10 protein-coding genes are annotated in these 9,111 nt (G+C 59.2%); 5 read left to right on the plus strand and 5 right to left on the minus strand.

Going from position 1 to position 9,111, the window contains the following annotated elements:
- Window positions 1-26: 26 nt before the first annotated feature.
- Complete coding sequence (locus CPter91_RS05870) at window positions 27-737, minus strand: UPF0149 family protein (protein WP_061938186.1); 711 nt, start codon at window positions 735-737, stop codon at window positions 27-29.
- 143 nt (window positions 738-880) lie between these two features.
- Between CPter91_RS05870 and CPter91_RS05875 the strand changes: the two genes are divergently transcribed.
- Window positions 881-1,390: a GNAT family N-acetyltransferase gene (locus tag CPter91_RS05875; RefSeq protein ID WP_061938189.1), complete on the plus strand. Its 510-nt coding sequence runs from the start codon at window positions 881-883 to the stop codon at window positions 1,388-1,390.
- A gap of 28 nt (window positions 1,391-1,418) precedes the next feature.
- On the opposite strand, the gene CPter91_RS05880 is transcribed toward CPter91_RS05875, so the two are convergent.
- Window positions 1,419-2,300 (minus strand): DNA ligase, encoded by an 882-nt coding sequence (locus CPter91_RS05880; RefSeq protein WP_061938192.1) that lies wholly within the window; start codon window positions 2,298-2,300, stop codon window positions 1,419-1,421.
- A 102-nt stretch (window positions 2,301-2,402) separates the two neighbouring features.
- The gene (locus tag CPter91_RS05885) at window positions 2,403-2,789 is read right to left on the minus strand and encodes a VOC family protein (protein WP_061938195.1); all 387 of its coding nucleotides are present in this window, start codon (window positions 2,787-2,789) and stop codon (window positions 2,403-2,405) included.
- A 259-nt stretch (window positions 2,790-3,048) separates the two neighbouring features.
- Here CPter91_RS05885 and CPter91_RS05890 point away from each other — a divergent pair, with 259 nt between their 5' ends.
- Window positions 3,049-3,804: an AAA family ATPase gene (locus CPter91_RS05890; protein ID WP_061938198.1), complete on the plus strand. Its 756-nt coding sequence runs from the start codon at window positions 3,049-3,051 to the stop codon at window positions 3,802-3,804.
- 158 nt (window positions 3,805-3,962) lie between these two features.
- The gene (locus CPter91_RS05895; protein ID WP_061938201.1) at window positions 3,963-4,955 is read left to right on the plus strand and encodes a serine/threonine protein kinase; all 993 of its coding nucleotides are present in this window, start codon (window positions 3,963-3,965) and stop codon (window positions 4,953-4,955) included.
- Between the two features lie 18 nt (window positions 4,956-4,973).
- Here CPter91_RS05895 and CPter91_RS05900 read toward each other — a convergent pair whose 3' ends face one another.
- Both CPter91_RS05900 and CPter91_RS05905 read right to left on the minus strand, forming a co-directional pair.
- Window positions 4,974-5,303 (minus strand): DMT family transporter, encoded by a 330-nt coding sequence (locus CPter91_RS05900; protein WP_061938204.1) that lies wholly within the window; start codon window positions 5,301-5,303, stop codon window positions 4,974-4,976.
- 63 nt (window positions 5,304-5,366) lie between these two features.
- Window positions 5,367-6,263 (minus strand): LysR family transcriptional regulator, encoded by an 897-nt coding sequence (locus CPter91_RS05905; protein ID WP_061938207.1) that lies wholly within the window; start codon window positions 6,261-6,263, stop codon window positions 5,367-5,369.
- A 146-nt stretch (window positions 6,264-6,409) separates the two neighbouring features.
- On the opposite strand from CPter91_RS05905, the gene CPter91_RS05910 reads away from it, so the two are divergent.
- The gene (locus CPter91_RS05910) at window positions 6,410-7,774 is read left to right on the plus strand and encodes an MFS transporter (protein WP_061938210.1); all 1,365 of its coding nucleotides are present in this window, start codon (window positions 6,410-6,412) and stop codon (window positions 7,772-7,774) included.
- Between the two features lie 25 nt (window positions 7,775-7,799).
- On the plus strand, window positions 7,800-9,110 hold the full coding sequence (gene hmgA / locus CPter91_RS05915) for a homogentisate 1,2-dioxygenase (protein ID WP_061938213.1): 1,311 nt from the start codon (window positions 7,800-7,802) through the stop codon (window positions 9,108-9,110).
- Window position 9,111: the final 1 nt, after the last annotated feature.

Below are 9,111 nucleotides of genomic sequence, written 5' to 3' on the forward strand. Positions count from 1 at the left end.
GGCGATTGCCACATGCGCCTTGGCGCTTAATCTTCCGTCTTGTTGTCAGTCGCGTTCAATCCGCAGCACTTCTTGAATTTCTTGCCGCTGCCGCAGCTGCAATCGTCATTGCGGCCGACTTTCGGCGCTTCGCGCTGGATAGTCTTGACTGCGGATTTGCGGTGCGGCAGCCAGTAGCGGTAGATTTCCGGAATCGCCGCTTCCACTTCCACCGCCAGCTTGTGGCGTTGCATCGGATCTTCGCGCAGCGCCATTTCTTCTTCTTCCAGCTCTTCCGCGCCCAGCAGATAGATAGGGCGTACTACCGTCGCCAGGTTGGAATGCCAGATCGGTTCCCAGGCCTTGGCGCGCAGGTTGATGCCTTCCCAGAAACCCCAGGCCCAGGCTTCGCCGTCGAGCAGGGCCTTGCCTTCGTGCTCGTGTTCGCAAAACAGCGGTTCGTATTCTTTCGGCGCTACTTCCAGCGTGATGGCGATTTCATTCATGTAGCGCGCGATCAGGCCGACGATCTTTTCGTATTCCTTGTCGGACTTGAATTTCGGCGCATCTTTCAGCGACGGTCCCCACACGTGCGGCAGCCATTCGCCCAGCAGCACCTGTTCCGGCCCGATCACCAGCGCCGTCAGATAGCCGTGCAGGGTATCCATGGTCATGCTGTCTTCAGCGCAACGATCGGACAAGAGAAAATCGTCCAGTTCGTCAAATTCTTTGTCTGAGAGGGGTTCGTCGAGGTTCATGGTGATAGCCGCTTAATATACGATGGAAATGAGGATACGGATTTTACGCATTGAAATGCGCCGGCGCTGCAAAATATTCGAGCTGCTTGCCTGAGAATAATCATTTATCCTGTGGCAACTATATCCAGATCAGATCATCTTATATGAAAATCAGAGCATTAACCCCGGCAGACCTCGCGTCCTACCGCCAGCTCAGGCTGGAATCGATCCTGGATGCGCCGTCTTCATTCGTGCCCACGCACGAGGAAGAAAGCGCGCTGCCCGAGGAACAGATGGCGGCACGTTTGAAAGAGAGCCCTTTCCAGGTGACTTACGGCGCGTTTCAAGACGAGGTCCTGGTCGGCGTCGTCGGTCTGGTGCGCGATGCCAGGTCCAAGATTTGCCATCGGGCCACGGTGGTCGGCGTCTATGTCACGCCGCAGGCGCGCGCGGGCGGCATAGCGCAGCGCCTGTTCGAGGCGGTGATAGCGCATGCCAGGAATATCCCGGAACTCGTCCAGCTGGATTTGAAAGTCAACACAATCAATCCTGGCGCCAGGGCGCTCTACGCCAAGCTGGGATTTGTCTCTTGCGGCTTCGATCATCGCGCCATGCGTATAGAGGGAAAATTTCATGACGAGGAGCGCATGGCGCTGTATCTCGACGTGATATAGCTTGATATAGCGTTATATAGCGCCACGGCTATTGCTGATAGATCCGCATGAAGCTGGCGAACCTCGGTATGCCGCTCTCATTCAAGCCGCGGAAGCGGTATGTCACCACGCTGCCCAAGGCGGGCGGCTGGCGCCGTTGTGCGTCGCTGAAGCCGCTGCCCAGCTTGAAACGTAAGCCATCTGGCGTTTCCACCAAGAGTGCGCCCAGCATGCCCTGGTATTTGCCTTTGCCGGGCAGATGGCCGATGACCTTGGCTTCGGCATCCTCATGGGTTTTCACTTTCAGCAGGTCGTCACTGCGCTGCGCGCGGTAAAGCGAAGCGCCCCGGTGCAGCATCAAGCCTTCGCCGCCTTGCCTGACGGTCTGTTGCAGCAAGCCTTGCAAGGCTGCGTCGTCACCCAGTTTGACCTGTTCCACCGGCTGTACCCAAGGTACGGCAAGCTTGGCGAGCGTGCTTTGCAGCGCAGGCAGGCGCTGGTCGAACGTGCCGGGGTGGGCAGGCAGGTCGAACACCATGAAGCGCATGCGGCGCCAGGCTGCATCGTCGGGTGCCTCGCGGCGCACGGTCGACACCGCATGGTTGAACTGGCCTCGGCCAGCCCACAGTTCGCCATCCAGCGCCACCTTTGGCCAGCCCGCAGTGAACCAGGGCGGGGCGTTGATCCGCTGGCCGCCGCGGGTCAGCAATTGCTTGCCGTCCCAGTAACCACGCACACCATCCAGCTTCTCGCTAACCCAATAATCGGCCAGCGCGATGCCGGGATGGTAGACATTTGCCAGCATCATCGGCGGTGCCGGCGTGGTGGACTGGGCAGCGGCGGGCAGCCAAAGAGATAAGCCGAGCAACAGGGCGCTCAGCAGGCTGGCAATGCGTGGTCGGCGTGGTCGGGCAGATGATGGCGTGGGCATGGTGCTTGGCTGTCAGGCATGAAAGCCTTATCGTAAAACGATGCTCCCCATCGCTGCTGCCGAAATTGACTTAAAAAGCGGCTTAAAAAAGCGGTTTGATATTTAGCTTATGCATGTGAAATTCAGTTCAACCCCGTTGCCGGCCGGATCGCGCAGGAAGATCTGTTTTTGCTGCAAGGACGGGACAAACGCCACTTGATAAGGCAGCTGGCGCGCCAGCAAAAGCGCTTCCATTCCCTCAGGATCGACGCAGCTGAAGGCGACGTGATCGAAGCTGGTGGCGATACCGGTATGCCTGACATCGCCGGTCCGCGCTTCGCTCAGATGCAGCACGGCTTGCCCGCCAGCATATAGCCAGTAACCGAAACTGTCGAAAGCGGGCCGCTCGCCGGCTTCCAGGCCGATCACTTCGCAATAAAATTCCTTCAACTGCAGCAATAGTACTCGCGGCGCGCGCAGGTTGTAATGATTGAGGGCTATGGCTGGCATAAATGGCTCGTGGCGTGACGGCTGCGGGACTATGAGTGTAATCGATGCGCGTCGATACAACGAGTGGTTGCAGGCGTCTATGTCACGCTAGCCACTGTATTGCTGGGGCGTGGTACGATTTTCCAATTCCAGGTTCGACATGAAACTGGCAAATCCGCGGCGCTGTCAGGATGCTGCTCGCGGTAACGGTACTATCCCAATCCCAATCCCAATCCCAATCCCAATCCCAATCCCACTTACTCTAGGTATCGGCGCTTCCATGCTTGCCATCAAACCCTATCTGCGCGCGTTGACAATCAACCCGACAAGAGAAATCGATTTTGATGCCTATCCGTTCAGCATTCCGGCAGTCCGTGAGCTGGAACAGATCGCATTTCATCCGGATGTGACTTTTCTGGTCGGGGAAAACGGTGCCGGCAAATCGACCTTGCTGGAAGCAATGGCGATCGCCTGGGGATTCAACGCGGAAGGAGGCAATCAAAACAATGGTTTTTCGACGGTGAACGCACATTCTGATCTGCATACCTATTTGCGCACCGTTAAAAGCTACAAACGTCCCAAGGCAGGTTATTTCTTGCGAGCGGAAAGTTTTTTTAATGTCGCCACCAATATCGAAAAACTAGATGCCGCACCCGGCCTCGGTAATTTGATTGGTCCTAGTTACGGCGACAGATTATTACATCAGCAATCGCACGGTGAGGCCTTCCTGGCGCTGCTGCAAAACAAATTCAAAGCAGACGGCTTTTACATGCTGGATGAACCAGAGGCGGCGTTATCGCCGAACCGGCAACTGGCTGCGCTGGCCATGATTCACCGTTTGGTGCAGCGCAATTGCCAATTTGTGATCGCCACCCATTCGCCGATTTTGCTGGCATATCCGCGTGCCAGAATTTACCTTTTGAGTAATAGCGGATTGACGGAAACCTGTTATGAAGACACCGAGCAGTACACAACAACCCGCGATTTCCTGAATAATCCGGCAGGCGGGATGGCGCGGCTCTTTGCCGAGCAGTAGCCGCCGCTCACTGCTGGATTCGTGATGGATTCATGCATCTGACAAGTAAAGGCATGAGATTGTTGTTTTTGAAACTAGTCATGGAGCTTTAGCCGGTACCTATAGCTTTACTGCCTAATCGCTTCGGGAAGTAAGCCGCCGGGGCTTACAATGGCTGGATGAATATTTCACCACCCGCATCATTCACAACTCTTACCCCCGACACCGTGCTGGACGCGCTCGACAGCATCGGCCTGCACGGCGATGGCCGCCTGCTGGCGCTCAACAGTTATGAAAACCGCGTTTACCAGATCGGCATGGAGGAGGGGCCGCCGTTGGTGGCCAAGTTCTATCGGCCGCTGCGCTGGAGCGATGCCGCCATCCTGGAAGAGCATGGTTTCGTGCAAGAGCTGGTGGAGCGCGAGATCCCGGTGGTGGCAGCTTGGGCCGCCGCCGACGGCAGCACCCTGCATCAATTCGACGGTTTCCGCTTCGCGGTGTTTCCGCGCCACGGCGGCCGCGCGCCGGAGCTGGAGGATGAGGCCACGCTGGAATGGCTGGGCCGTTTCATGGGGCGCATCCATGCCGTCGGCGGCTTGCGCAACTATCAGCACCGGCCGACCCTGGATATCGCCAGTTTTGGCGAAGAGCCGAGCGCCTTCCTGCTGGCCAACAACTTTGTCCCGGCAGATTTGCTGGAAGCCTATCGCAGCACTGTGACTCAGGCGCTGGAGGGCGTGCGGCGCTGCTTCGAGCGCGCCGGCACGGTCGGCTCGCTGCGCCTGCATGGCGATTGCCACGGCAGCAATGTGCTGTGGACCGACGCCGGACCGCATTTCGTCGACTTTGACGATAGCCGCATGGGGCCGCCGGTACAGGACCTGTGGATGCTGCTGTCCGGCGAACGCAAGGACATGGTGCGGCAGATGGGCGCATTGTTGGCAGGGTATGAAGACTTTTACGATTTCGATACCCGCGAGCTGTATCTGATCGAAGCGCTGCGCACCTTGCGCCTGATTCATTACGCGGCATGGATCGCGCGCCGCTGGGACGACCCGGCCTTCGCCGTGGCCTTCCCATGGTTCAATACCCAGCGCTATTGGCAGGACCGGGTGCTGGAATTGCGCGAGCAGATCGCCCTGATGGACGAGCCGCCGCTGTGGCAAAACTGAAGCCGGCTTGACGGGCGTTTAATGCGCCACGGTCTTCGAGAACACGTTCAGCACCAGCACGCCGGAGACGATCAAGCCGATGCCGATCAGCGCCGCTGCATCCAGGCTCTGCTTCAGGAACAGCCAGCCGACCAGTGCAATCAGCGCGATGCCGATGCCCGACCACATCGCGTACACGATCGCCACCGGCAGGGTGCGCAAGGTCAGCGACAGGAAATAGAAGGCCGTCAGGTAACCCGCCACTACCACCACCGACGGCACTAGCCGGGTGAATTCGGCGCTGGCCTTGAGGGCGCTGGTGGCGATCACCTCGGCGACGATGGCGATCAATAGATAGACCCAATGCATGACTTCTCCTGGCTGAAAGAATGTAGACAAAACGCGTAGATAAAACGTGGAAACAGCGAAACTCTAATCGATCGCGGCAAACAGCTCTGTAACGAAATCGACAAATACACGTACCTTGGCCGACAACTGATGGCTCTGGTGATACACCACCGATACCGGCGGCCCCGGCGTGGCCCAGTCGGCCAGCACCGGCTGCAGCAGGCCGGCGCGGATCTGCGGATTGAGCGAGAGCGTCAGCAGCTGGACGATGCCGGCGCCGCTGGCGGCTGCGTGGATCAGGGTTTCCGCGTGATTGATGGCGATGTTGCCGGGCGGCGCCCAGCTGAACTCCTGCTTGCCCTTGCTGAAGGTCCACGGCACGTTCTGGCCGCTGTTGGGGTGGATGAAAGCCAGGCAACGGAAGCTGCTTAGTTCCTGCGGCGTGCGCGGAGTTCCATGCTGCGCCAGAAACTCGGGAGCGGCGCAGCACAGGTTGCGGGTCTGGTAGATGCGGCGCGCCACCATGCTGGAATCCTTCAGCTCGCCGATGCGGATCCAGACGTCGCCGCGGCCCTCCACCATATCTACCATGCGGTCGCCGACATTCAGGCGGATCGACAAGTCGGGATACAGCGCGCTGAAGCGCGCTAGCGCCGGCGCCAGGTAGATGCGGGCGATGACGGTCGGCACGTCGACTCGCAAGATGCCTTGCGGCGTCACGCGCCGGCCTTGCAGTCCGTCTTCCAGTTCGCTCATGTCGCCGAGCAGGCGCTGGGCCCGCTGGTAGCAGCTGTGGCCATCGTCGGTGAGGGAAATCTTGCGGGTGGTGCGGTTCAGCAGGCGCACGCCGAAATGCCGCTCGAGGGCGGCGATATGATTGGTGATGGTGGCGTTCGACATCTCCAGCTGTTCAGCGGCGCGGCTGAAGCTGTTCAGTTCTACCACTTGGCAAAATACCCGTAACGATTCCAGCCTGTCCATGATAATGATTTTATATTATTTAAGTTAATTAAAAAATGATTTTAATTATTGCCTATTTTTCTGATTATTAAAAAGGATGATAATGGCAAAAAAACAGATCGTAGAGTACGTATTGATACGGCGCCAACATCTTCCCGGAGACACGCATGGCCATTGCGACGCATAGCTCTAACAGCAGCCCGATCGACATTCCCGCCCTGATCGACCGCAGCCGCATCGGCGGCTTCCAGATTGTCATGCTGACCCTATGCGCCATTTGCCTGATTATCGACGGTTTCGACGTCCAGGCCATGGGCTATGTGGCGCCGGCCATCATCCTGGAGTGGGGCATAGACAAGGCCAACCTGGGACCGGTGTTCGGCGCCGGCCTGTTTGGCATGCTGCTCGGCTCGCTTACCTTCAGCATCCTGGCCGACCGCATCGGCCGCCGTCCGGTGCTGATCGCCGCCACCTTGTTCTTCGCTGCCTGCATGCTGCTGACGCCGCTGGCCGGCACGGTCGATCAACTGATAGCACTGCGTTTCATCACCGGCCTCGGGCTGGGCGCCATCATGCCCAACGCCATGGCGCTGGCCGGCGAATACAGTCCGCTGCGCAAGCGCGTGACCCTGATGATGCTGGTGTCCTGCGGTTTCACGCTGGGAGCGGTGCTGGGCGGCCTGCTGTCGGCAGCGTTGATCCCGCGCTTCGGCTGGCAGTCAGTATTCCATGTCGGCGGCGTGGTGCCGCTGGTGATCGGCATCCTGATGATTTTCCTGCTGCCGGAGTCGATGCAGTTCCTGGTGCTGCGCGGCAAACGTCTGGAGCAAGTCGGCAAGTGGCTGCGCCGCATCGATCCCGCGGTTGCGATTGATCAGGACACGCGTTACGTGGTCAACGAAAAAGCCGGCAAGGGCGCGCCGGTGATGCAGCTGTTCCAGCAGGGCCGGGCCAAGGTCACGATCCTGCTGTGGATCATCAATTTCATGAACCTGGTGAACCTGTATTTCCTTTCCAACTGGCTGCCGACCATTGCCAAGGACGCTGGCCTGTCGACCGCCACCGCCGTCATGGCCGGCACCACCTTGCAGATTGGCGGCACGCTGGGTACTTTGATCATGGGCCAGCTGATTGATCGTTCCAGCTTCCGCCGCGTGCTGATCCCGGTATTCCTGATCGCAGGCATGGCGGTAGCCCTGATCGGCCGGCCGGAGATCTCGCTGTTGTTCCTGTTTGCCAGCATCTTCGTCGCCGGCTTCTGCATCGTCGGTGGCCAGCCGGCGGTGAATGCGCTGGCGGGAACCTACTACCCGACCACCTTGCGTTCCACCGGCATCGGCTGGAGCCTGGGAGTCGGCCGCATCGGTTCTATCGTCGGGCCGGTGCTGGGCGGCGAGCTGATCCGCCTGAACTGGCCCAACAGCAGCATTTTCCTGCTGCTGGCGGTGCCGGCGCTGGTATCGGCCGTAATGCTGATGCTGATGCAGGACACTTCAAATCGCAACGATACGCAGGCGGTGCTTGCGCATTAAGATCAGACCATCAAGGATAAAACCCATGGAAAACACAAACATGCTTCGTTACCAGTCGGGATTCTGCAATGACTTCGCCAGCGAAGCCTTGCCCGGCGCTTTGCCGGCGGCGCAGAACTCGCCGCAGAAAGCGCCTTACGGCCTGTATGCGGAACAGCTGTCCGGCACCGCATTCACCGCGCCGCGCGCGCACAACCGGCGCTCGTGGCTGTACCGCATCCGTCCGGGCGCGATGCATCACGCTTTTGAAAAGCTGCAGCAACCACTGCTGGCCAGCGGCCCCTTCACCCAGGTTGATACGCCGCCCAACCAGCTGCGCTGGAATCCGCTGCCTATGCCGGCTGCTGATCAGTCCGTTGATTTCATCGATGGCATGGTCACTTTCGCCGGCAACGGCGACGCTGCGGCGCAGGCCGGAATCGCGATCCACCTGTACGTGGCGAACCGCTCCATGCATGACCGCTTCTTCTACAATGCCGACGGCGAACTGCTGATCGTGCCGCAGCAGGGGCGTTTGCTGGCGAGGACGGAAATGGGCGTGCTGGAAGTCAAGCCGGGAGAAATCGTCGTTATTCCACGCGGCGTGCGCTTCCGCATCGAATTGCCGGATGGCACAGCGCGCGGTTATGTCTGCGAAAACTATGGCGCTGCCTTCCAGCTGCCGGAACTGGGGCCGATCGGTTCCAACGGCCTGGCCAATGCGCGCGATTTCCAGGCGCCGGTAGCGGCCTATGAAGAGCGCGAGGGCGAGTTCCAGCTATTGGCCAAGTTCGGCGGTAAACTGTGGGCGGCACGCATCGACCATTCACCGCTGGATGTGGTGGCATGGCACGGCAACTACGCACCGTACAAGTACGACCTGAGCTTGTTCAACACGATCAATACGGTGAGCTACGATCACCCCGATCCGTCGATCTTCACGGTGCTGACTTCACCTTCGGATACGCACGGCACAGCGAACGTCGATTTCGTGATCTTCCCACCGCGCTGGATGGTCGCCGAACATACTTTCCGGCCGCCATGGTTCCACCGCAACGTCATGAGCGAATACATGGGCCTGATCCATGGCGCCTACGACGCCAAGGCCGACGGTTTTACGCCGGGCGGCGGCAGCCTGCACAATTGCATGAGCGGCCACGGTCCGGACGCCGCCACTTTCGAGAAAGCGTCGAATGCCGAGCTGGCGCCGCACCGCATCGATAATACAATGGCCTTCATGTTTGAAAGCCGCTACCTGATTCATCCGACGTCCTATGCACTGGTGACGCCGCTGCTGCAGAAAGACTACCTGCAATGCTGGCACGGTTTGAAAAAAAACTTCAACGGTCAACCTTAAG

Origin of the sequence: Collimonas pratensis (genome assembly GCF_001584185.1) — a bacterium.
Taxonomy (GTDB): domain Bacteria; phylum Pseudomonadota; class Gammaproteobacteria; order Burkholderiales; family Burkholderiaceae_D; genus Collimonas; species Collimonas pratensis.

Excerpts from the sequence above, each read along its gene's own strand:
- CPter91_RS05900 (WP_061938204.1), bottom strand. The coding sequence starts at position 5,303 with ATGCATTGGGTCTATCTATTGATCGCCATCGTCGCCGAGGTGATCGCC.
- CPter91_RS05870 (WP_061938186.1), bottom strand. The coding sequence starts at position 737 with ATGAACCTCGACGAACCCCTCTCAGACAAAGAATTTGACGAACTGGAC.
- CPter91_RS05905 (WP_061938207.1), bottom strand. The coding sequence starts at position 6,263 with ATGGACAGGCTGGAATCGTTACGGGTATTTTGCCAAGTGGTAGAACTG.
- CPter91_RS05910 (WP_061938210.1), top strand. The coding sequence starts at position 6,410 with ATGGCCATTGCGACGCATAGCTCTAACAGCAGCCCGATCGACATTCCC.
- hmgA (WP_061938213.1), top strand. The coding sequence starts at position 7,800 with ATGGAAAACACAAACATGCTTCGTTACCAGTCGGGATTCTGCAATGAC.
- CPter91_RS05895 (WP_061938201.1), top strand. The coding sequence starts at position 3,963 with ATGAATATTTCACCACCCGCATCATTCACAACTCTTACCCCCGACACC.
- CPter91_RS05885 (WP_061938195.1), bottom strand. The coding sequence starts at position 2,789 with ATGCCAGCCATAGCCCTCAATCATTACAACCTGCGCGCGCCGCGAGTA.
- CPter91_RS05875 (WP_061938189.1), top strand. The coding sequence starts at position 881 with ATGAAAATCAGAGCATTAACCCCGGCAGACCTCGCGTCCTACCGCCAG.
- CPter91_RS05880 (WP_061938192.1), bottom strand. The coding sequence starts at position 2,300 with ATGCCCACGCCATCATCTGCCCGACCACGCCGACCACGCATTGCCAGC.
- CPter91_RS05890 (WP_061938198.1), top strand. The coding sequence starts at position 3,049 with ATGCTTGCCATCAAACCCTATCTGCGCGCGTTGACAATCAACCCGACA.